Origin of the sequence: Ignavibacterium sp. (assembly GCF_025998815.1) — a bacterium.
Taxonomy (GTDB): domain Bacteria; phylum Bacteroidota; class Ignavibacteria; order Ignavibacteriales; family Ignavibacteriaceae; genus Ignavibacterium.
Map to the genome: position 1 here is coordinate 1,819,136 of NZ_AP026678.1, position 24,646 is coordinate 1,843,781.

The 24,646-nt window shown below is 33.8% G+C and carries 18 protein-coding genes; 9 read left to right on the plus strand and 9 right to left on the minus strand.

Annotation, left to right across the window (positions count from 1 at the left end; genetic code table 11):
- Window positions 1-23 precede the first annotated feature (23 nt).
- Together Q0X14_RS07800 and leuS are read right to left on the minus strand one after the other, a co-directional pair.
- Window positions 24-428 (minus strand): GxxExxY protein, encoded by a 405-nt coding sequence (locus Q0X14_RS07800; RefSeq protein WP_297836668.1) that lies wholly within the window; start codon window positions 426-428, stop codon window positions 24-26.
- 36 nt (window positions 429-464) lie between these two features.
- Window positions 465-2,933: a leucine--tRNA ligase gene (gene leuS / locus Q0X14_RS07805; RefSeq protein WP_297836672.1), complete on the minus strand. Its 2,469-nt coding sequence runs from the start codon at window positions 2,931-2,933 to the stop codon at window positions 465-467.
- A 174-nt stretch (window positions 2,934-3,107) separates the two neighbouring features.
- On the opposite strand from leuS, the gene aspA reads away from it, so the two are divergent.
- Window positions 3,108-4,976 (plus strand): aspartate ammonia-lyase, encoded by a 1,869-nt coding sequence (gene aspA / locus Q0X14_RS07810; protein ID WP_297836675.1) that lies wholly within the window; start codon window positions 3,108-3,110, stop codon window positions 4,974-4,976.
- 81 nt (window positions 4,977-5,057) lie between these two features.
- Here aspA and Q0X14_RS07815 read toward each other — a convergent pair whose 3' ends face one another.
- The 7 genes from Q0X14_RS07815 to Q0X14_RS07845 all read right to left on the minus strand — a co-directional run bounded on the left by Q0X14_RS07815 (window position 5,058) and on the right by Q0X14_RS07845 (window position 15,221).
- Entirely contained in the window at window positions 5,058-5,702 is a 645-nt protein-coding gene (locus Q0X14_RS07815) for a T9SS type A sorting domain-containing protein (RefSeq protein WP_297836678.1), read from the minus strand.
- 282 nt (window positions 5,703-5,984) lie between these two features.
- Window positions 5,985-7,793, minus strand: coding sequence for a hypothetical protein (locus Q0X14_RS07820; RefSeq protein WP_297836681.1), 1,809 nt, complete (start codon window positions 7,791-7,793; stop codon window positions 5,985-5,987).
- A gap of 18 nt (window positions 7,794-7,811) precedes the next feature.
- On the minus strand, window positions 7,812-10,193 hold the full coding sequence (locus Q0X14_RS07825; protein WP_297836683.1) for a hypothetical protein: 2,382 nt from the start codon (window positions 10,191-10,193) through the stop codon (window positions 7,812-7,814).
- A 396-nt stretch (window positions 10,194-10,589) separates the two neighbouring features.
- Window positions 10,590-11,267, minus strand: coding sequence for a hypothetical protein (locus Q0X14_RS07830; RefSeq protein WP_297836686.1), 678 nt, complete (start codon window positions 11,265-11,267; stop codon window positions 10,590-10,592).
- 13 nt (window positions 11,268-11,280) lie between these two features.
- Window positions 11,281-13,224, minus strand: coding sequence for a transglutaminase-like domain-containing protein (locus tag Q0X14_RS07835; protein WP_297836689.1), 1,944 nt, complete (start codon window positions 13,222-13,224; stop codon window positions 11,281-11,283).
- Window positions 13,225-13,256: 32 nt separating this feature from the next.
- Window positions 13,257-14,162 carry a hypothetical protein gene (locus Q0X14_RS07840; protein ID WP_297836692.1) on the minus strand — a complete coding sequence of 302 codons (906 nt, stop codon included), beginning with the start codon at window positions 14,160-14,162 and terminating at the stop codon, window positions 13,257-13,259.
- Window positions 14,163-14,264: 102 nt separating this feature from the next.
- Window positions 14,265-15,221: a hypothetical protein gene (locus Q0X14_RS07845; RefSeq protein ID WP_297836694.1), complete on the minus strand. Its 957-nt coding sequence runs from the start codon at window positions 15,219-15,221 to the stop codon at window positions 14,265-14,267.
- Between the two features lie 267 nt (window positions 15,222-15,488).
- On the opposite strand from Q0X14_RS07845, the gene Q0X14_RS07850 reads away from it, so the two are divergent.
- From Q0X14_RS07850 to Q0X14_RS07885, 8 genes are all read left to right on the plus strand, one after another.
- Complete coding sequence (locus tag Q0X14_RS07850) at window positions 15,489-17,384, plus strand: T9SS type A sorting domain-containing protein (RefSeq protein WP_297836696.1); 1,896 nt, start codon at window positions 15,489-15,491, stop codon at window positions 17,382-17,384.
- Between the two features lie 54 nt (window positions 17,385-17,438).
- Window positions 17,439-18,266: a hypothetical protein gene (locus tag Q0X14_RS07855; protein WP_297836697.1), complete on the plus strand. Its 828-nt coding sequence runs from the start codon at window positions 17,439-17,441 to the stop codon at window positions 18,264-18,266.
- A gap of 28 nt (window positions 18,267-18,294) precedes the next feature.
- Entirely contained in the window at window positions 18,295-20,586 is a 2,292-nt protein-coding gene (locus tag Q0X14_RS07860; RefSeq protein ID WP_297836700.1) for a T9SS type A sorting domain-containing protein, read from the plus strand.
- 87 nt (window positions 20,587-20,673) lie between these two features.
- Window positions 20,674-21,399 carry a T9SS type A sorting domain-containing protein gene (locus tag Q0X14_RS07865; protein ID WP_297836701.1) on the plus strand — a complete coding sequence of 242 codons (726 nt, stop codon included), beginning with the start codon at window positions 20,674-20,676 and terminating at the stop codon, window positions 21,397-21,399.
- A gap of 4 nt (window positions 21,400-21,403) precedes the next feature.
- Entirely contained in the window at window positions 21,404-21,901 is a 498-nt protein-coding gene (locus Q0X14_RS07870; protein ID WP_297836704.1) for a TlpA disulfide reductase family protein, read from the plus strand.
- Window positions 21,902-21,928: 27 nt separating this feature from the next.
- Window positions 21,929-23,470, plus strand: a complete 1,542-nt coding sequence (locus Q0X14_RS07875; RefSeq protein ID WP_297836708.1) for a DUF6029 family protein — start codon at window positions 21,929-21,931, stop codon at window positions 23,468-23,470.
- Between the two features lie 94 nt (window positions 23,471-23,564).
- A complete protein-coding gene (gene trmB, locus Q0X14_RS07880) occupies window positions 23,565-24,206 on the plus strand; it encodes a tRNA (guanosine(46)-N7)-methyltransferase TrmB (protein WP_297836711.1) in 642 nt (213 codons plus the stop codon).
- Window positions 24,207-24,388: 182 nt separating this feature from the next.
- Window positions 24,389-24,613 (plus strand): hypothetical protein, encoded by a 225-nt coding sequence (locus Q0X14_RS07885; RefSeq protein WP_297836714.1) that lies wholly within the window; start codon window positions 24,389-24,391, stop codon window positions 24,611-24,613.
- Window positions 24,614-24,646 lie beyond the last annotated feature (33 nt).

Here is a 24,646-nt window from a genome sequence, read left to right on the forward strand (position 1 = left end):
GGTACACAGATTTTTATGATTCATTATGATTTTTTATGATTTTTGTATTCAGATGATAAAACTCTTCTTTTGAATTTTGGTTCCTTACCAAAATTTAAAAGCATTCCAACTTCGATGTCTGTTGCTTTTAAATAATTTACTAATTGAGCTTCGTGTTCGGGTAATAAATTTTCAGCAGCTTTTAATTCAACAATTACTGAATCATTTACAACTAAATCAGCAAAATATTCACCTATTTCAAATTCATCATAAAATACCTTAATCTGTTTTTGCTTTTCAACTTTCAAACCTAATCTTTTTAATTCTATCATCATTCCATTTTCATAAACTTTTTCAAGAAATCCATAACCGAGTTTATTATAAACACTATAGAAAGTTTTTATTATCAATTCCGTAATTTCAGAATATTTATAATTTTCTTTTATCATAAATAATCATAAAAAATCATAACGATCAGCGTACCATTAACTATCCTTCACGACAATATTATAAATCTTATTCTTAACGAAAATTTCCTTAACAATCTTTTTGCCGTCAACAAATTTCATCACTCTTTCATCAGCAAAGATGATTGGTTTTACAGCTTCCTGTTCACTGTTTAACGGGACTTCAATCGTTGCACGCAATTTCCCATTAACCTGAACCGCAAGATTTACCGTGTCTTCAATCAATGCATCTTTATCAATCTCGAAGATAACTGGCTTCTGATAAATTGAATTTTCTTTACCAAGAATCTGCCAGCATTCTTCTCCTAAATGTGGAGCAACAGGTGCAAGCATAAAAGCAAATCTTTCAAGTGCATAAACTTTAATTTCATCTTTACAACTCTCAAGAACTTTCATTTCGTTCAGCAATTCCATCAATGATGCAATCGCTGTATTAAATCTGAAATTTTCTATTTCTTCATTAAACTTTTTAAGAGTCTGATTTACTTTGCGATAAATTTTCTTTTCACTGTCGTTTAAAGATGTAATCTCATATTTGCTTTTTGATACTACTGATTTGTTCAGATCCTTATGTTGATTAAACAATTCATAAGTTCTTTGAACAAAACGATCAACTCCTGAGATTCCTTTGTCGCTCCAATCGCCGCCCTGATCATAAGGTCCCATAAACATCAAATACATTCTGAAAACATCTGAACCATATTTTGATGTGAAGTCGTCAGGATTAACAACATTCCCTTTTGACTTTGACATCTTTGCACCTTGATTAGTAATTGTTCCCTGATGAACTAATGTCTGAAATGGTTCATCGCTGTTAACCAAACCAATATCTCTCAAAAATTTATGAACAAATCTGGCATACAAAAGATGCATTGTTGCATGCTCTGCGCCACCGACATACATATCAACGGGCGTCCATTTGTTTGCAAGCTGAACATCAAAAGGTGCATCTGAAATTCTTGGATCAAGATAACGCAGATAATACCAGGAAGAATCAACAAATGTATCCATTGTGTCCGGATCTCTTTTTGCGTCAGTGCCGCACTTCGGACATTTCACATTTATAAATTTTTCATTTCTCGCTAAAGGCGATTCACCACCAGGTTGAAAATCAACATCATAAGGTAGTTCAACCGGCAAATCTTTTTCGTCAACCGGAACTTCACCACATTTCGGACAATGAATAATCGGAATTGGTGTTCCCCAGTATCTCTGTCGTGATATTAACCAGTCACGAAGCCTGTAATTAATTTTTCTTTTGCCGAATTTATTCTGCTCGAGATATTCAATCACTTTTTGAATTCCTTCATCTGATCTCACCCCATTAAACTGACCGGAGTTTATCATCGTGCCAACTTCTGTAAAAGCAGATTTAAGTTCATCATTTTCCTTTGTTCCATCCTGAAGAATTACTTTTTTTATTGGCAAATTAAACTTAGTAGCAAATTCAAAATCTCTTTCATCATGCGCAGGTACAGCCATTACAGCACCAGTTCCGTAAGTTATCAGTGCATAATCTGCAATCCATACAGGAACTTTCTCACCATTTACAGGATTGATTGCAAAAGCTCCTGTTGGTACACCGGTTTTTTCTTTAACAGTAGAAGTTCGTTCAATTTCAGTTAATGATTTTATTGAATCACGGTAATCTTCAACTGCTTTTCTGTAATCAGCAGTTGTAATTTTATCAACTAAAGGATGTTCAGGTGCAAGGACAACATAAGTAACTCCGAACAATGTATCCGGTCTTGTAGTAAAAACTTTAATTTCATCATCACTTCCAATAACTTTAAAGTTAACTTCAGCTCCTTCACTTTTTCCAATCCAGTTGCGCTGCATTGTTTTTGTTTTCTCGGGCCAATTTATTTTATCAAGACCTTGCAATAATTCTTCGGCATAATCAGTAATCTTAAAGAACCACTGATAAAGATTCTTCTGAATAACCGGAGTTCCACATCGTTCGCAAGCACCATCCTGAACCTGCTCATTTGCAAGAACTGTTTGATCTTTCGGGCACCAGTTAACCGGAGCATTTTTTCTGTAAGCCAATCCTCGCTTGTACATCTGAAGAAATATCCATTGGTTCCATTTATAATATTCAGGCACACAAGTCATTAGTTCAGCATCCCAATCATACATACAACCCATTCGTTTCAATTGCTGACGAATATCATTTATGTTTTGCATCGTACTATCAAAAGGATGAATGCCTGTTTTGATTGCATAATTTTCTGCAGGCAATCCAAACGCATCATAACCCATTGGTTCGAAAACATTGTAACCCTGTAACTTCTTAAATCTTGCCCAGCTATCTGTTGGACCGTAATTGTACCAATGCCCTATATGAAGTTTTGCACCGGAAGGATAAATGAACATTACAAGTGTATAAAGCTTTTTGCTGATGTCATTAAAATCTGTTTTGAATACTTTATTTTCTTCCCAGAATTTTTGCCATTTTGCTTCAATCAGATCAAAAGGATAACGCATATTTTATAATGATTTTGTTGAAAAATTGATTGCAAATTTACCTAATTGAGCAGGTAATTCAAATGTTTGTAAAGTGCTTTATAACATACTGAGAGAATTGACTTGATTAACCGAACATTCAATATCAGGAAGAATATTTAGTTTTGTCAAAAGAATTTTTAAGGAAAAGTTAAAATGGAAAAGCAAGTATTGGTTGAGTTCCTGAAAAGAGTTGAACTATTCAAAGATCTCAACGATGAACAACTTTCTCAATTAACTGCAAAAGTCTCATTTGAAAATTTTCCTGCCGGCAAAAACATTTTCACAGAAAATAACATTCGTAAAAATCTTTTTGTTATTTATGATGGTGAAGTTGAATTGTATAAAAAGTCACCTTATGGTGCCGAAAGACGATTGGCATTATTCAGTAAATATGATTTTCTGGGTGAAGGTGCATTGCTTGATGATTCACCTCATTCAACTTCAGCAAGAACTACTGTTGATTCAGAGATTTTGATTCTTTCCCGTGATAAGTTTAATGAACTTATAAGCGAACATAATCAGCTTGCGATTAATATTTTGGGAAAGATTGCCAGAGTAATTTCCAGACGAATGAGTTCAGCTAACACAAGAGTAATAAATCTTGCTGCACAATATCAATCCGGACGAACAAGAAAAGAACACGATTTACTTGGTGACCGTGAAGTGCCTGAAGAATTTTATTATGGAATTCAGACTTTACGAGCTATAGAAAATTTTAACATAAGTGGAGTTACACTTAATTTCTATCCGCATCTAATTGAAGCGCTTGCTATGGTTAAACTCGCTGCAGCAAAAGCAAACTATGACCTGGGATTGCTTTCTAAACCAGTTGCAGATGCAATTGTTCAGGCTTGCACTGAGATAATAAACGGTAAACTTCATTCGCATTTTGCTGTTGATATGATTCAGGGTGGTGCCGGCACTTCAACAAATATGAATGCAAATGAAGTGATTGCAAATCGTGCTCTGGAAATTCTCGGCTACCAAAAAGGTGAATACAAATATTGTCATCCGAATAATCATGTTAATCTTTCACAATCAACCAATGATGCTTATCCAACTTCGATCAAAATTGCATTGATTAAAGCAAATCAAAAACTTGTAGAGGTTCTGAAAGATCTGATTTCTTCTTTCGAGCAAAAAGCAAAAGAATTTTCACACATAATAAAAATGGGAAGAACACAATTGCAGGATGCTGTTCCTATGACTCTTGGTCAGGAGTTTGAAGCTTATGCTGTAACACTTAAAGAGGAAATTCAGAGACTTGAGCAGAATGCAAAGCTATTCCTTGAAGTAAATATGGGAGCTACTGCAATAGGGACAGGCATAAATGCTCATCCGCAGTATAGCGAAAATGTGATTAAGCATTTAAGAGAAGTAACAGGATTAGATATTGTTCTTGCTGAAAATCTTGTTGAAGCAACACAAGATACCGGATCATTTGTAATGTACTCTTCAGCAGTGAAAAGACTTGCTGTTAAATTGTCTAAAATAAGTAATGATTTAAGATTACTATCATCAGGACCTCGTGCCGGACTTAATGAAATTAATCTTCCGCCGATGCAACCTGGTTCATCAATAATGCCGGGAAAGGTTAATCCCGTTATTCCGGAAGTTGTTAATCAAATCGCATTTAAAGTTATTGGTAATGATTTAACAGTTACACTTGCCGCAGAAGCCGGACAACTTGAATTAAATGTTTTTGAACCGGTAATTGTTCAAAGTTTATTTGAGTCAATCGAAATGCTTAAAAATGGAATGATGACTTTGAAATTAAAATGCATTGATGGAATTACTGCCAACGAAAAAAGATGCAGGGATTATGTTGAAAATAGTATTGGATTGGTTACAGCATTAAATCCTGTTCTTGGATATGAAACTTCCACTCAACTTGCAAAAGAAGCACTTGAAACAGGAAAGGGCATTTATGAATTGGTGCTTGAGAAAAATCTTTTATCAAAAGAGAAGTTGGACGAATTATTAAAACCAGAAAATATGATAAATCCGAATTTGGTTAGATGAATATTTTGTTTCGTAATTCCTTTTTCACCCCTTGCAATATCACAATTTAACCGCAAGGGACGCTAAGAATCGCCAACATTTTTATCTCATCAATATCATTTTCTTGGTTTGTGTAAAGTTACCAGCCTGCAATCGATAAAAATATACTCCGCTGGATAATCGCTCTGCATTGAATTCTACTTCATAGTAACCGGGTTCTTTTTGTTCGTTTACCAATGTTGTTACTTCATTGCCGAGAATGTCGTAAACTTTTATTACGGTCTGAGCAAGCTCAGACCCTACATCTGGTATTGTGAATCTTATTTTCGTTCTTGGATTAAATGGATTTGGATAATTCTGGTCCAATGTAAATTCTGTTGGTAAAACATATTGTAAAATAAACTGTTTGGTTAAGTAAACAGATTTATTATCAGTAATCATAAATTCTAGTGTATCAGCTATAACATTTCCGATATTGTAATCAATATCAAAATTGTAAACAATTTCTTTTGTTTCTTCAGGATTCAAAACAATCTGTTCTTCTGTGTTATCATAAAATTTTATGTGCTTAAAGCCCCTCCTTAGGAGGGGTTTGGGGAGGCTTGTTTGTTCTGTTTCTGATATATTTTTTAGTTCAAGTATTATCTGGTTATTCTTTACTCCCGGTTGAATGCTGTATGTGTTTTGAGGATAGTTTAAGATTGAGAGTAAGGTTATAAGTAAGAGTGTGATCATTATATTTTTCATTTTAATCTCCGTTAATTGTACACTGATTTTTATGATTGTTTATGATCTTAACTGATCTTAATAAATCAGTCAGATCAGCGTACCATTGTCTTATTTCTTTTGCTTTGAGGGCATTGCGTTGTTTTTGCTTTGTGAACTTTGTGGTTACTCTTTTTTTACCACAAAGAACTCAAAGATTTTTTCACCAAGCACACAAAGTTTTCTCCGTGTACCTCCGTGTATTCTCTGTGTCCGTTGGCTAACGGACACTGAGTTTAATTCTACATTGTGCATTGTACATTCTCAATTGCACGGCGCTGAGTTACTGCTTGCCGTTGATGTTCTTCCGTTTAGTGTCCATACAAGATTACTGCCGTTAAAGTTTACTGTAAATACCTTGTACTTCCTTCCCGGCAGAAATACTCTCGTCTGTCCTCTGTCCTGTTGTGTTGGTGTGAACTTGTTCTTGCTTCCTAAAGGAATATATACACTTACCGTGTTATCATTCTTATATCCAAAGTATGCTGTGTAAGTACCATCTCCGTTGTTTCTTACACACTCCAGTACCGGACGAACTGGCTTAGGAAGAGTGTTTACTACTTTATAAATAACTGTATCGCTGTTTGTTGTACCGCTGCTTACCCAAACAGGATAGTTTCCCGCTACGCTTACATCTGTACCTAATATCTCTGCTGTTAGAAGTGTATCTGTAACAAATGTTGTTGTTCTTGCGTTACCATTAAAGTAAACAACTGAGTTAGCTGTAAATCCCGTTCCCTTTACTTCCATTTTGAAAGCACCCGGATTAACTAAAGACATTGCGGGATTGATTTCTTCAATATCTGCATTAACAGGTAGCTGCGGAAGTCTGTCTAAAATATACTGTGCATTCCAGTAAAGAAACTTCCAGCCTTCAATTGTTACAAAACTTAGGTCTGTGTTTAGTGAATCTTTGTAAACATTATCCACTAAACCCTGAAATGTTTTTACCTGAACTCTGCAAGCGAGTGAATCTCCGTTTTGCAAATTTGATTTTGCTAATTGGAGGATTGATTGTAACTCATTTTTAAATTGTTCATCGCCGAGCCAGGAGTAGTTGTAAACTGTGTCTGTTAAATCAATTAGGTCTTCAATTAATTCTAAAGTTGATGATGTAGAATCAATAATGTTAGGTTCAAAATCTTCTATATACCGTAGAATTGAAGATTTAATTATTTTTTCTGATTCATAATTATACCATTCTTTAATAAAGTTAATCCAAAAGGGTTCAAGATATCTGCGTGTTACCAATCCTTTTTCTGCAGAACCAGTTGGAGGGAAGAACTCACTTCTAATATATACATCCGTTTCTAAAGGAATTGCATACATACTTCTTTCAGGCTGTCCATCGGGGTCAATGAATTCAAGATCCATAAAAAAATTCAGTCTATCTTCTCCATTTGATGAATAAAACCTTGATTCTAGACTTTGAATAGCAAGCAATTTATTAAAAGATGCTAAATTAGTTGCAGCAGAAAATGTTTTTATTCGATCTGTTGAATCAGTAATTACACCGGCCAATAGAGCCGCTGCTTCATCTTTGAATCTTTCATCTGAGCCATATTGGGCAAGTTGAACAAATCCATTGTACAAAGAATTTTGTTCCATAAAAGCTTGTTTAATAGTCTGAAAATAATCCAGAATTCCAACTTCATATAGATAACTTATTGCACTAAGTTTCAACAACATATTGTTAGAATATCTAATAACAGAATCCAATCCTTCAATCGCTCCCTGGTCCCCTAAAAATCCCCTTAAAACTTGAGCTGAAAAAAAATTATTCCAATTAAATTTAGGTTGGGTAGTATCATAAAATATTTGTAGTTTTTCTAAAATAAAGTCTTTTTCTGAATTCCCATAGTAATAAGCGAACAGGTTAGCCACTGATAAGTAGGGAGTTTCAAAAGCAAGTGAATCATTTTGCAAATAGTTCTTTAATGTTAAATATGATGTATCATTATTTGTGATAAAATAATCGGAGGGCGCGGGTTCGAATTCCCAAAGGCTTTGCGCTAAGGAGTCCATAGTTAACATAGTTAATAAAAACCAAAAAATTATTATAATTGTTTTCATTTTAATTCCTAATAAATTTTAATACCACGTTTTATTTTTTGCCCAGTTTATTATTCTTTTTTCAATTGCTTCATATTCACTAACAGCATATTTATCACATTCCATTTCCTCATTTTTTTGCCCATTGGCACCTAAATTTGTATACCTATAAAATGCCTCATCTCTTTTAGCTCCAATATTGGCTCTCATTTGCGATTCTATTATTCTCAAAAGGTCCTCTGGACATTTATAGGTATTGAGCGAATAATTTGCATTGAAAAGTATCTGGAAATAACCATTGAATAACATTTTGATATTTTCTGCTTCAAGAATTCCATGATAATCTTCGTGTCTTTGTATTCCAGATTTGAAAACAAATTTCTCTGGATATCTCTTAAACCGTTCTAGGGGTGTCTTCCAATATTCTAAATCTCTCATAACCATATCAAATGTTTCTCTATCTGGAATATTATTTTCCAATAAAAGTATATCTGAGCCATCTCCTAAATCTATAAATTCGAAGTATGGTTCAGGTGGATTATTAATACAAGAAGAACTAAAAACGGGTATTCTAAGTCTTTCTACATTTATTATCCAACGATTTTCATTTTGGTGAACACAAGTTCTAAACTCAACTTCACTTTCGGTCTTCCAATCGAATGGACCACTTAAAGATTTAAATAGTGGCATACCAGGTATTAACAGAGTAACACCTAAACTGATTTTCCCCTTTTCCTTACTTTTAAATTCACACCCTTGAACATAATAGGTTATTTCATTACCAAGTGGATCATATAGCCATGTATGAAAAATATCGTTCTCTTTATAAAATTCTATACTATTCATGTCTAACATTTGTGGTTGAGGATTTTCACAAACAACAATCTCCTCATCACACTCAACTTTTCTTACTACTACTGTTCCAAAGCCAACTATTTCTTCTTCACCTCCGATTATTATCAGCTCAGGTATTATCGGTTCTTTCTGCTTTACTTCTTTGTCTATCGTTTTTTCTTCCTCACTGCCTTTTTTATTTGCAGGTCTCGTGGCTATTCCTCCTCCTACTATTGTACTAACTCTCAGTATTATCCTTACTTCTTCTTCTGCTATTTCCGTTGCTGTTAATACTCTGAAACCATTACTTACTGCTTCTAATCTTGTCCCAACTTCCCCACTTACAGGATTTTGTAACTCTCCGTATTCACTGCCTCCGGTTATCTCAACATTAAATATCTGTTCTGAAGGAAAATCTATCAACTCATTGTATCCTGTTAACCATCTGCAGTTTGCTATTGCTGTCTCTCCTGGCTGATAACTGTCTTTGTCAAACTCTACTACTATTACTCCTCCTTCATCAGGCGGGTCTTCATTATATACTACCGGAAAGCTTACTTCTACTGGTGCTATATCTAAATCATTTGCCGTGCATCTTATTGTTACTATTCCAGGATTTGATTCATCAGGCTGTATTCCATCGGCTTTATATTTAATTGTATAGGTGGCAATCCCCATTCCATATTCATCTTCAAGATTTGTTATTGATGTTCCTGATTGTTCAGGCTCTGCAACTGTGCCCGGATAATACAGATTTCCATATTCCTGTCCTTGTACTATCTCTACATTAAATTTTATTCCCTCAGGATATGCTCCTCCATATCCATCTAATTGACAACTATGCTGAAAGTTTAACCAGAATTCTATATCTCTGCTGTAATAATGCAGTAGATCATCTTCTGCTGCTCTGCTTTCTATAGTAAAGGTTGGTGTTTCTACTCTTGTATGATAGTTTATCGTCTCCTGTCCATCAAATACTGTCATTATTATTTCTGTTCCCAATGGAACATTCCTTTTTATTCTTAGTCTGTATTTTGAGTCGTTGTGATATAATCCATTCGGGTAATCCTGCACATAATCATATATAGATGTTGCTCCAAGGTCTGAACCAAGTACTCCGTCTAGTGTTGTTCCAACATATTGTATCGGAACATAACTTCCTGTTGTGTTATCATAAAATCCACCATAAGTAAAATATGCATACTCATCTGACTGCTGCAGTGTTATGTTGTAGGTTTTATCCGGATCAAATTTGTATGTTCTTCTTTGCAAGCCGGGCCCATATCTGTTATCCTGAAAGTTAAACATTTGTTGATAAGGGTCGGGTGCAAAAGAAATGCTGTTCCATACCACCTGCCAGGGATTAAGTCTGTCGTATGATGCTATCCAAGGACCACAGGGTGTGTATTGAGGTGCTGCATATTCAGGTGTGATTGTCTCAGGATTTATCTCCACTTTCTCTTTTATTATTATCTGTGCTTTAACAGTTGATATGGTTACTAACAAGAAGATGGTTAATACAATATAAATTGAATGATTGAATGATTGAATGATTGAATGATTGAATGATTGAATGATTGAAAACAAATTTTTCTTTGTTTGTCAACTCTCTTTTTGCTTTCTCCCATAAGCTTTTTCCGTTTTTGGTTGTTGAGGTTTTCTTTTTCTGAGGTGAACTTAATCTATTGTTTTACTTTTTGTCAAGCGCTTATTGATTTTTTTTGAAAAATATTTTTATGCCAACACACTTTTTTTTAAAATACTTTTACACTTACTTGCTGCAAGGGAAATGTTAACAGGTTGTGGGTGGTTGGGAATTGGAAGTCGGAGGATGAAAATTGAATGTTGTTGGTTGTAGTCCTTCGCGCTCCTTTGCGCTCTTTGCGGTTAATTTTCTTTTTCACCGCAAGGAACGCAAAGGATGTCGCAACTTTAGCAAGATATTTGTGTTAGACTTTATTATTTAATTCAAAATTGTATTACTTACTTTGCAATCTTTTTCTTTATCTCTTCAATCCGCTCAGATACTTTTTCTTTTTGTTGTTCTGATAGAGTTAATGTTTTGATCTCTTTATATTCATCTAGAGTTTCTTCATATAACTTTTTTTCATAAAGAATATCAGCGAAGAAAATTCTGTACTCTGCTAATGATTTTGTTGACGGATATTTTCTGTATACTTCTTTCGCTGCAACTACTGCTGATTCTTTCAGTCCGTTTTCAGCTAACTGTTTTGCACCGTTCAGTCTTTTCAATCCAAATTCATCATTTGAAACCACAGGATTTTTCTCAAAATCATTCTTGCCATAAACAGCTGTGTTTGGTGAATTGTTATTTTTGTTTTTTCTGGGAGCACTTAAAATATTTTCCATCGCGAGTGCAAGCAACAATTCTTCCGTACTCATCTTTTTCAAGCTTGATAAAGTTATTGCTGAGCTGCCATTTAATGTAACAGAAACATTTTCACCGACAATTTTAACAGAAGAATTTTTATCAATTTCGATGATTGAATTTGCTGATAGTTTACTGCCTGATTTTAATTCAATCCAACTATCAGAGCTATTAAGCAGAGCTTTTGCTTTTCCGTTTACTTTTATGATTTCAAAATTCTGCGGGAATGCATTTAATGAAATCATCACCAACAGAAAGATTATCTTTTTCATTTTAATTCTCCTTTTAATAAACATCAATAATTTGAACATCACCATTTAACAATCCCATTTTATCAATAGCTTCACCATTAAAAATTTCAGAACCTAAACTCCACGCAGTATCAAAATCAGTAAGAGAAGTTGTTTCTACTGCAATCCAGACTTCATCAACACCAGATTCATTTTTTCTAATAAAATATTTCGAATCATTTTCAGTAATCAATAATGCTTGTTGTGGCGAAAGTTTTGTATTCACCAAAACATTTACATGTCTTATGTCATTTCTTGAACGATAATCAATTAAAGCTGTTTCAATCCCAATACTTTCAAGTAGTGATGAAAACAAAACACTCAGATCATCACAATCACCACCTTTTAACTTTAAAGTTTCAGAAGGATATTGAACAAAGTCCCATTTAATTCTTGGATCGGAAACATATGACAAATTTTTGATAATGTTGTTGAAAATAATCTTTGCTTTATAAAAATCTGCTAATGAATTAGGAAGTGTATCCAACTGTGATTTATAATTTGAAAGCAGTTGCTTTGCATACGACTGCGAGAAAGCCAGATCTTTTTTAATAAAGTATCTCAGATTTTTTACTTCTCCATCCCATGAATTAACGCTATTTATAAGTATTGGCTTCTGAATCTCATCTTCCTGCTGTTCTGTATTTGTGAAGAAATAAATTTCCGCGTAAGAAAGTGTCGCTTTATCAATCTGAATATTCTCGGGAATAAAAGCATACACAGGAATCTCTGCAGTATCAAACGCTGCAATCTGAAAGTTTCCGAGTTGAATCACATCTTTATTTATTCCGTTTATTCTGATTGCCGGTTTTACTGTCAAAAGTTTTTCGGTGAGATTAACAACTTTTGCAATAGCAATTGGTTTATCAAGATATTCTTCTGACAATGCCGGGAAAATATCTAGCTTGATTTCTGCATCAAGAATTTTGATTTGTTGTTCTGCTTTAGTGTTCAATTTAAAGTTGAAAGTGAGGTTAACTCTGTCGAAGCTAAATTGGTTGTGAAGTAAGTTTTTAATTCCATCATCAGAAAACTTCTGAAAAGAAGAAATATCTTTTCGCTTTTCAAAATATTTTATTCCCGATAAAGCAACATCAAAATATTTTGATGAATAAACCAATGAAGGTGAAATGCTGTTGATAAAAGGGTTCTGAAACTTATCGTGATAAGCTGTAATCGAAATTCCAATTTTATCATTATTCAATCTGAAGAATTGATTTAAACTGCCGGCAAAAGAATTATCTGTTTCATAAATAAAATTTATCGCTGAGTTCTGAAGTGGTTTTATATAAACGGCGAAAGAAAAACTTCTATCAGTGTTCAACAGAAAATTTTTATTATAATCATATTGAGGATTTGATTCAGATGTAAGCAGATTCAACGAAGCTAAACTCACTAAAAAATTTTCTGAAAATTTATAAGACATTCCCAAATCTGCTTTCCATAAATCAATATCATCTTTTTCAGTTTCTATTACCAGATAATTCGTATCTGAAAAAACCGGCTTAATTACTTCTTGAGTAAAAGTCTGATTGAAAAATTTCAGATTAAAGCCGAATGAAATTTTTTCATTAAGATTATAAGAATATCCAAATCCAAATAATTCTTTATAAACATAATCGGCTTTAAGCGATTGTGAATTTGTATCGCTAAGAATGATTGATTGTCCTGTACTGAATAAAAATTCTTTTTGGAATCCCGGTGAATACTTTGCTTTGAATAAATGATTACCAAATGATTTGATAACAGAAATTTGATTCAAATAAGAATTAGTTCTTCCTGAAAATTCCGAACCATAAGAAACGGAGAATAGCCAGTCTTTAACATTTGATGAAACAGGAAAATTATTTTCAGAATTTAGTTCAGAACTAATCAATAAATCACTGTTCCATAAACCGTTTATGTAGAAACTTTGCTGAGCCATAGTTAAAGCACTCATCAATAAAATCAAGGTTGTAAATAAAATTAATCTCAAGGCAGAACTACATTAATTGTATGAATACTTTGCGATGAAATAAAAACATTCTGATTGTCGAGATCAGTTCTGTTATCAAAACTTCTGATAAAAGTAAAAACAAGTTTATCAAATCTGTCACGAGAGATATTTAATAAAAGCTTCGGCGGAATTATTAAACTACCATCATCATTAGTTTTAATTCTGTAAAGTGGAAATACATCACGCGAATTTCTCTTCCCAACACCTATCACAATTGAAAAGTAAGGATTATGATTCGTATTCCATTGTAAAATTGCTCTGAGATTTTTTTCAGCCCTGCTTCCTTCCAATCTTACAGAGCCATTAACTTCTACAGGAGTTGGAATATCGAAATTAATTGTTGGACCGATTAGAGGATTAAAATTAAAGTTAACTACTGAGTTATAAGGAAAATCAAAATTATCCTGAAAATAACCTCTACCTTTATACAACGCATACTTTTTGCCGAGTAAAGTATCAACAATCTGACTGGCATCACGGTAACGGATCCGGTAATCGACTAATCTACATAATAGGTTATTAAATCTGATTGTTCCGGGTGTACGTGTTTTATATCCAACTAATTTTCCCGAAGAGTTATAGACAGGATTATTTTTATCAAAGATGATTGTTTGAGCTAAAGAAAAATTTTCTGTTTGACCCTGAAATGAAACTTTGCCGCCCGTTATACTTATTATACTATTTATCTGAGTTTGAACAACTCCACTTGTATCAAATCCGTTGCTGTAAAATTCATCTTCAGTATCTTTACTAATTATTTCAACTTCAAAGTTCTCGTTTTGATTTGAATTGTCAACCAATTCAGTTGGAGATGGTTTATCGCAAGAAAATAGCAAAATTATTATTGCTAATGCTGATAATATTTTAATTATAAAATTCATTTCAGTTACCTGCTCAAATTTAATTCATTATTTATTATTCTCCGCTTAAACAAAATTACCTCTCCCACCGAAGCAGGAGAGGTAATGAGAGAGCAATATGAACTACGGTCTGACGAAGTATGGAACGCCCCAGCTTTCCTGTTCAACAGGTGCGGAATCATCCAGTACAACCTGACCTGGCATTGCATTCAGGATTGCGTGGAAGAATCCCCGGTATTGATGAGTTTGAAAACTCTGTTCATAAACTTTATCGTAACCAGTTCCGTTAAAGGTAGAACTAACAAGAACAAATCTTTTCTTTGCTCTGTGAAGTCCTCTTGCATCAGCACCGAAAGTTAAAGTTACGAAATCATCTTGTTCATAAGCACTTGTTAGCTCAACTTTGATTGTTAGCTGAGAATTGCCTGGAACAACCGGGAAGTTTTTCCATCTCCACCAAAATCCCCATCTTCTATGGAGGTAATAATCATTCGGTGAATTGATTACTAATGTATCTCCGTTTGGCAGGAATACTGTCATTTTAGTAATGTCAATACTTTGAGGAGTATTTGTTCCACCTTCGGGTAATGAAACTGCTGCAAGAACCCAGTTTCGTTTTGGAAGTTCTGTATTTGCGATTTTAATGAATACAAGATTTCTGGTAACTGTTGATGTAAATGGTTTCTGAATTAATGTATCCGGCTCAGTTGATGTGGAATCATACTTTGCAAGAATAAATAGAGTACCTTCAAAGGTTTTTGTTAATACTCCATAAGCAGTATCACCTTGAATATTAATATCAAGTACACGATTAACCAATCTCATCTTTTGTCCGACTCTAACTGGATAAATTGGTGTATTAACTTTACCTATAATATCCATTACACCATCTTCATTATAATTTGGTTCAAAAGATGCGAGTAGTGAATCTTCATCAGCAATTTGAATCATTGCCTCTTTGTCAGTTTTTGGTTCGGAAGTTTCGAGTGATGATTCTTCCTGACAGCCGACGAAAAAAGAAATTAACGCCAATATTAAAAGTGGCAGTAAATTCTTCTTTACGAAATTTGTTCCTTTCATTTTTCGATCTCCTTTTATTTGTTGATGATTTTTTTTCAAAAGCACGTGATTACCTAAATAATAATTATGCCAGATTTAATTTTTAATTTTTCTTTTGATTATGAATTAAAATCAATATCTAAATCATTTTACAACCGCATGGAATAACCAGCATTTCGCATGGATTATTAATTTCCAATCAAATTTTTTACTCATACAATATGAATTTGAATGATTTAATATCTATTTTAATAAAAGAAATTCATCAGAGTCTTCAGCAGGAGAGAAATGAAAAGTATTTTTACCACAATAGCATTCATCATTTTATTTTTCAATTTTTCATTGGCTCAGGGTTTACCCCTTCCTTTCGGACGCACAATAATTTTTTCTGGTTCTGGAAATTGTGCAATGTGTCATACCGGCGATGGAAATGTTCTATCACAAAACGGAGTTGATATTTCGCCACCGACTTACTGGCGCTCAACTATGATGGCAAATTCTAGTAAAGATCCATTCTGGCGGGCAATGGTTGCAGAAGAAGTTCACAATTATCCACAACTTCAACAGACTATTGAAACAACCTGTACAAGATGTCACGCACCTTTGGGCTACACTGAAGCTTTTTACAACGGACAAACTACTTACTCAATGAATCAACTTAAACAGGATCCTATTGCTAATGACGGAGTTAGTTGCACAGCCTGCCATCAGATAAAACCTGATAATTTTGGCTCACAAAATTCTTATTCAGGTCATTATGTAATTGAAAACGATAGCATTATTTATGGTCCATATGAAAACCCCGAGCTAACTTATATGCAAATGATTGTAAATTATACTCCCGTTTTCACAACACATATGAACAAATCAGAGCTTTGCGCAACCTGTCATACATTGTTCACTCCATATCTTGATAATCAGGGACAAATTGCCGGACAATTTCCTGAACAGACACCTTACCTCGAATGGAAAAACAGTATTTACTCAGCTCAGAATATTCAATGTCAGGATTGTCATATGCCTGTTACAAATGATCCTATTGATATTGCAACAATTCCTCCAGCTCATCAGGTGTTACGAAGCCCGTATTGGAAACATGAATTTGTCGGTGGAAATGTTTATATGTTAAAAATGCTTCGGAACAATATTGACTCTTTGGGAATTACGGCTTCTGTTGAAAATTTTGATTCTACAATTGCACGAGCTGAATATAATCTCACTCAGAAAGCATTAGAACTCGAGGTTTCTGAATCTTTTGAAAATGACTCGTTAAATATTTTTGTGAAACTTACAAACAAAGCCGGACATAAACTTCCGGCTGGAATTCCATTCAGAAGAATGTGGATTCATCTTAAAGTTATTGATGGTTCAAACAATATTGTTTTTGAATCAGGTAATTGGAATTCAAATGGAGAGATAATCGGATTAAATCAGGATTACGAACCTCATTATGATGTAGTAACAGATCCTGATGAGATTCAGATTTATGAAGGAGTTATGATTGATGTTGATGGAAATGTTACGAACAGATTGTTGCGGGCTTCGCAATACATAAAAGATAACAGAATTCCTCCGCTTGGTTTTGTTTCAACTCATACTAGTTATGATACAACTGCAATTTTTGGCAATGCGTTGACTGATCCAAATTTCAACAGAGAGAATGGTTCTGATGGAAGCGGAAGCGATATTGTCACTTATAGAATTCCAGCTATGACAAATTCAAGCTATACAATTACTGCTGAAGTTTGTTTTCAATCTATCAAACCAAAAGTTGTTGATTACCTTAGCAACATTAGTGAACCCGACATAGATAAATTCGTTTCGATGTATAACCAATTGCCTAACGAACCATTTGTGATGAAGTCAATAAATAAAACAGTCATAACAAATGTTAATGATGAATTGAATACTGCAAGTAAATTTATACTCAATCAGAATTATCCTAATCCATTTAATCCAACAACTAAAATCAGTTGGAGGTCGCCATTTAACAGTTGGCAAACCTTAAAGGTTTATGATATGCTTGGAAATGAAATCACCGCTCTTGTTAATGATTATAGAACTTCAGGGAATTATGAAATTGAATTTGATGCAACCAAGTATAATCTTCCCAGCGGAATTTATTTATATAAATTACAAGCAGGACAATACATTGCAGTTAAAAAGTTTGTTTTGATGAAATAAAATTGTGCGCAAAAAAATATTAAACTATTTTTCTGAAGAAATAATAAATTGCTTATGAAATTATTAAATAGATTAATAGTATTTATCTTTTTAATCGGACTACTTTCCTGTGAAACAAACCCTCCAACCGCTCCAAATAAAATTAGTCTGAAGACCGGCGAAGTTCTTGTCAATATTAATTTTACTGAAAAGAGAAATCTTTCCGCAACTAAAATTGTTCAGATTGAAGACTTTGCAAATGTAAGTTGTACGCCTTGTCTTATATCAAATAAAATAATTGAATCTTTAAGCAAACATTCAGAGTACAGTGATAGAATAAAGGTTATCAAATTCCCAACTAACTTCCCTTCGCCTGTTGACCCGATGTACCTTACAGCAAAAGAATTTTGCGATTACAGAATGAGTTTTTATCAGATTCTTTTTGCACCGACAATAATTATTGATGGAATTTTAAGACCTGTTCCTACTGATTCGAACCAAATTAAAAATGCAATACTGCAAAGATTACAGACAGCAAGTAATTTCTGGATTTCTGACTCCAGTGAAGTAATAAATAATGGTTTATTTGTCAACATCAATGTAGAGACTTCTAATATTAATAATCCTGAACTTGAAAATCTTATCTTAAGAATAGCACTTGTTGAAACAGAAGTTAATTACTCAACACCTCCCGGCTCAAATGGTGAGACTAAATTTTATGATGTTGTCAGAAACATTTTGCCTTCCAATGACGGATACAAGTTGTCTGAAATAAAAGGACATTTATCATTTCAATTTGAAAACTCAATTGATTCAACCTGGAATCTTAATAGAATCAGAGCTGTCACTTTTATTCAGAATGCTAATACCAAGGAGATAATTCAATCTTGTGTTCATAACTAAATAATTAAATTACAGAGGAGGGTTCACTATGAAAAAACTATTTCTACTTCTTTTGGTTTCATTGTGTTGTACTTTTCTTTCCTATTCTCAGGTGAAAGTACAGTTTAACACAATAAACGGTTACGGTAATAATCTTTATATCGATAATGTTACTATCGGAAATCGTTTCGATAGTGATGTAGCAGTAGTTGGAATTTTAAATATTGATCCGGACACAAGCTTTACAGTTGGCTCAAATCCAATTACAGTTGCACCGCAGGTTGCATTTATTAATCTTGGCAGAAATAATATCACAACTTCTTTTACAGTAACCATGCAGGTCAATCCAGGAGGTTATGTAAGCAATAAATCAATCAATTCATTAAGCAGTGGACAATCCACTACTGTAACATTTGATAATCTTACTATTACACCAAGTCAGGCAATTAATATTACAGTTAATGCTAATTTATCCGGTGACCAGAACACATCCAATAATTCTTTAACTCAATACACATTGTTTTTACCAGGTTATCAGAGAAATGTTTTACTCGAAGAATGGACAAGCTCAACTTGCGGACCCTGTGCAGCAAATAATCCGACAATTGATGCATTCATTGCTGCAAGATTTGATTCTTTGGTTGCTGTAAAATATCATATGAACTGGCCATCACCAGGAAATGATCCGATGTATCTTTATAACCCTCAGCAGGCAAATGACAGACGATTTTATTATGGTGTAAATGCAGTTCCACATGTAATTATGGATGGTATAGTTAATCCATCATACCCATATTCAAATCCACCGAGTTTGCCAAACGCTTTTTATCCAAGAAAGAGTGTTGGAACTCCATTAGCTTTATCAGTTACTAACACAAGACTTCCCGGTGATACAATTCAGGCAGATGTAACATTACAAATTGGTCATCAATTGCCTGCAGGACAATATTATCTCAGAGTTCACGCTGTTGAAAGACATATTCATTACAACACCGCACCGGGAACAAATGGTGAGACCGACTTTTATGATGTATTCAGAAGAGCTTTTCCGAATTCAACCGGGACACCTATTCCAACCGCACCAGGCACATATAATTTTACATTTAAGTATCCGCTTGATATGGCTGTTTGGGTTGATAGCATGATTTATACTGCTGTTTTTGTTCAGAATGATGCAAACAAAGAAGTTCTTAATGCAGCAAAATCCAGAAATTATCTCGAGGCAACTTATGTTAACACTGGTTTTGATCAGCCATTTGTTCAAAAACCAATTGTTGCATTTGATTTTATTGAAAGTTCAAGAAACTTTTTGATTGAAAATCCTCAAAGTGTTTTGAGCAACTACTTCTACTATGAATTATTTGATGGTACATTCCCTTCGCCGGGTTGGACTATAAACAATCCTGATGGAGGAATTACATTTGCACAATTTGAGGGTGCAAATGGACCGTCATTCGGAGGGACTAAATCAGTTAGAATGGAATTCTATTCATATAGTTCTACCAATCAGAATGATTTTCTTTATTCTCCGGTTTATAATGGTCTGAATGAAGTTGATTCAGTAAAATTTGATTGGGCTTACGCTCAATACTCCTCAGCTTATGTTGATCGTTTAATTGTAAAACTTTCACTCGATGGTGGCGCTACTTATCCGCATGTTATTTTTGATAAATCCGGAGCTCAATTAGCAACCGCACCAACCACAACCAATGCATTTGTTCCTAATGCAAATCAGTGGCAAACATTTTCATATCCTCTTGCTCAGGTTATTCCTGTTGAACTTTCAACCTTTAATGCGAAAGCAAATGGTTTGGATGTTGAGTTGAGCTGGACAACTTCAACTGAAATGAACAATTATGGTTTCGAAATACAAAGGAAAGCATCGGATGATTTTATTACAGTGGGTTTTGTAAAAGGAAACGGTTCAACCACTGAAATAAAACACTACAACTTCACTGACAGAGAATTGAATGAAGGAAGTTACACTTATCGCTTAAAACAGATTGATTATAGCGGTGCTTATCACTTTTCAGATGAAATTGAAGTCGATGTAACCGGACCAAAAGTATTTTTCATCGAGCAGAATTATCCAAATCCGTTTAATCCATCAACAAAAATCAGATTCAATCTTGCTGTTAATTCAAAAGTCTCTCTTAAAGTTTATAATCTGATAGGAGAAGAAGTTGCAGAATTATTGAATGGTCAGATGAATGCAGGAAAACAGGAAGTTGAATTCAATGCTATCAATCTAAACAGCGGAGTTTATATCTATAAGCTCGAAGCAACAGGTGAAGATGGTTCTTCATTCGTTTCAGCAAAGAAGATGACTTTAATTAAGTAAAAAATTTTGAGGTTGTTCCTGAATATCAGATAAATCTTTTATTTCGGAACAACCTCTTCCTAAAAAAATTTTTTGGAGAATTGTGATATGAGATTTTCTTATTTATTTACCATTTCGATTTTTATTTCTTTAAAAATATTTGCGCAGGATATTTCCTTTATTCCAAGAGAAACATCAGTTAACGATACAATCGGTGACGAAGTTGTAATTTATATTGATCTCACAAACATTTCTCAGGCAGAGCAAACTGTTTTTGTTGTTCGCACAATTAACCAAATGCCCAACGGTTGGAGTACTTCATTGTGTTTTGATTATTGTTATCCTGATTGGATGGATAGCATAGCAACAACCCAAACTTATGGTAGCAGTCCTTTGCAACCTGGTGAGTCAAGAGAAGTATCTGTTCATTTTTTTACTAACAATGCTCCAAATACCGGAATGGTTCAATTGCAGGCAGGAACTTTCAGAAATCCCGATCAAAGGATAACTGTTGAATTACAAGCTTCTACATTTGATCCAACCTCTGTTGAAGATGAAGTTAATTCGATTACTAACTTTAATCTTGAGCAAAACTATCCAAACCCGTTTAATCCAGCCACTAAAATCAGATGGCAATCACCAATAAGCGGTTGGCAAACATTAAAAGTATATGATTTGCTTGGTAATGAAATTTCAACTTTAGTTAATGAGGAAAAACCTGCGGGCAATCACGAACTGATATTTAATGCCTCTGACTTACCAAGCGGAATTTATTTCTATCGCCTTACTGTTGGTGCTTTTTCTCAATCTAAAGCTATGATATTGGAGAAATAATCTGATGAAAAAAATAATTCTAATTTTATTCATCTCTATTCCGTTTTTCTCCTTTGCACAAGATGAACTTTCACAGGGCAAGACTGCACCAAATTTCAAACTTGAAAGTCTTGATGGAAATAATTTTGAACTTACACAAGCACTGGGAAAAGGACCTGTGTTGCTAAGCTTTTGGGCAACCTGGTGTAAACCCTGTATGGAAGAGATGAATGAGTTTAACAAAATTTATGAAGAGTTAAAGGAAAAAGGTTTTACGCTTCTGGCAATTTCAACCGATAATGAAAAAACTATTGCCAAAGTAAAACCACTTGTAAAATCCAAAGGTTATAACTTTACGGTTTTGCTTGACAAAAATTCTGATGTCGCCAGAAAATACTATGCACAGCAAATTCCTTATTCTGTCCTGATTGACAAAGATGGAAAAATAGTTTCGTCGCATATGGGTTATATGAAAGGCGACGAAAAAAAATTGCGTGAGAAAATTTTGTCGCTCCTAAAATAATTTTCATTCACAAAATTGTTGATCAAAATGTTGAAGCAAATTTTCATTCATTCCTCATTTCTTGTTTTTTTAACTGCAATAAGTTTCGCTCAATCCGATGATTCGTGGTTTTTGTTACCCGAAGGTTTGGGAGTTCAGAATCATTTAGAATATTCGTTTAATGTAGATACCAAAAGAGAAATTTTTGAAAACTGGACTAATGTTGATTATATGAAAGGTATTTTTGCTGCCGGATTTAGATTCGAAGCATTTCAACCAAATGATCCTGACCCATCAATCAGCAGAGGCAAAGTTCGTTATGCCGATATTGCTTATAAATACATCTCACTTGATATTGGCGACCTTGATAAAGGAGTTAAAATAACTGCAGGAAATTTTTATACTTTGTTTGGAAGAGGAATGATTCTGAAAAGTTATGAAGACAGAAATATAAGAATTGACAACAATCTCATTGGAGTTAAAGCAGAAGGTCATCTTTATGATTTTCATCTTACTGCTTTATCGGGTTCTGCAGCAAATTCACAAAACCTTAGAAAAGATATTCTTCACGCAGTTGATATTTCCTATCGTGGTCTAAACTTTTTGAAATTAGGATTTACTCACGCTGCCAATTTACCGGAGGATGAATCAAGTTCTAAAACAAGTTTATCCTCTTTGCGACTGGAACCAACAATCTGGAATTTCGATTTCTATTTTGAATTCGGAATTAAGCAAAACCCGGACATTCAAAGGAATGTTTTTGACAGTGAAGAATCAATTATTGGGAAAGGATTTTATGGTAATACGAATTTTTATTACGGACCATTAGCAATAACCGGCGAATATAAGTTATACGATAATTTTGCATTCACCTCAAGTGATGGAACAATTTTTTACAATACTCCTCCATCGCTTAGAAAAGAATATACATATTTATTGCTGAACAGACATCCCTCACCACTTGATCAGTCAAACGAAAAAGGTTTTCAGATTGAAGTCAATTACACACTTGATGATGAAACTAATTTTCAAACAAGTTATGGCCTTACCCAAACTCTTCCACGAAGTTCATATTTTCAAAGAGTAAATGGTTTTGATCTTGAGACAGTTACTCAGTTCAAAGAATTTTTCGTACAGGCATATCATTCCTGGAACGATGAGATCAACACAACTCTTTCATTGGGTTACAATGAAGAGCTTTCCTCAAACACAAAAAATTTAACTCCTGTTTTTGAAGGGAAATATTATTTCGGCGAAGTAAACACTCTAAAACTAATTCTGGAACATCAACACACTAAAAACCGAATTACATCCGAGAAATATTTTTCTGATGTAATTTCTATTGAATATTTACGCTCACCTTTGTTTAATGTTGCCTGGGTTAGTGAAATCCAGACAAAAGAACCTGAAGAAGGAAAAACAATACGTAAAGTCTGGAGCTTTGTGCAATTCGGATATAAAATTTCCTCGCACACTGACTTAAGTTTATTGATTGGCTCAAGGCAAGCTGGTAACATCTGTATTGGTGGTGTCTGTCGTTTCGAACCTGAATTCAAAGGAATTGAATTCAAGATGTTAACCAGATTATAAAACTCAATTCTACTAAGTGAAAATATTCTAACCTTTTGTTTCTTTTGCTTTATTTTTCGACTTCAAAAAAATTTGTTCAGTTTGTTAACAGAGTATGCGTCGAAAAGGAAGAAAGCAAAAAGAAGTAAGAACTTTTCCTAATGTTTTCCACGGAAATCTGGAAACTATTTCCGAATCAGTTCAGAAATATTTTAATAACAAGCATCCCATTGTACTCGAACTTGGTTGCGGCAACGGAGAATATACTTTAGCACTTGCACAAAAATATCCTGACAAGAATTTTATTGGTGTTGATGTAAAAGGAAGCCGAATCTGGACCGGCGCGAAAAAAGCATTAAACCTTTCAATCATTAATGCTGCGTTTATCATTACATACATTGACCGATTATTTCTCGTTTTCAAAAATCCTGTTGTAGAAGAAATATGGATACCTTTTCCAAATCCGTTTCCACTCAGAAAAAGTATTAAGCAAAGATTAGTTCACAAAAGATTTATTGATGTTTACAGAAAAACCTGTTTGCCAAAAGCCAGAATTCATCTTAAAACTGATGACGAAACATTATATAGTTATGCTCTTAAAGTGATAGAAGAAGAAAATCTGAAACTGATTGCTGCAACTGATGATCTTTACAATTCAGAGTTTTATAAAGATGAACTGAAAATTCAAACAAAGTATGAAATACAGCATCTTCATGATGGAAAGAAAATCAAGTATATATGTTTTTCTTTAACTTAAATTATTTTCAAATATTTGACTATTCAAAAGAAAAAATACAGGAATTATGTACAATTTCTGCACTCTGAGAACTTTGAAACCTACAAATTAATATAGCAATACAACCCAATTTTTATTTTTTAGAAGAGTGGCTTTCTTTATTTTAGTTCTGATAAAATTGAATTTTGGATGGAGATACTCAAATGTCCAGAAGAGATCAGCAGAAATATCTTGATTATCTTAAAAGATGTGAGAAAAAATTCACTCCCAAAGAATTAGATGAGTACAAAATGTTTGTTAAGCGTCATAAGGATGATGAAGATTTTGATTCCGTTTCGATGCGGAGATTAAAAGAACTTTACGATAAATATTACACTGCACCGGATAAGTCCAAACTGGATGATTTATTCAGAAAAAAAGAAGACTAATTTTTATCAACGATAAATTCATATCAGAGGTTA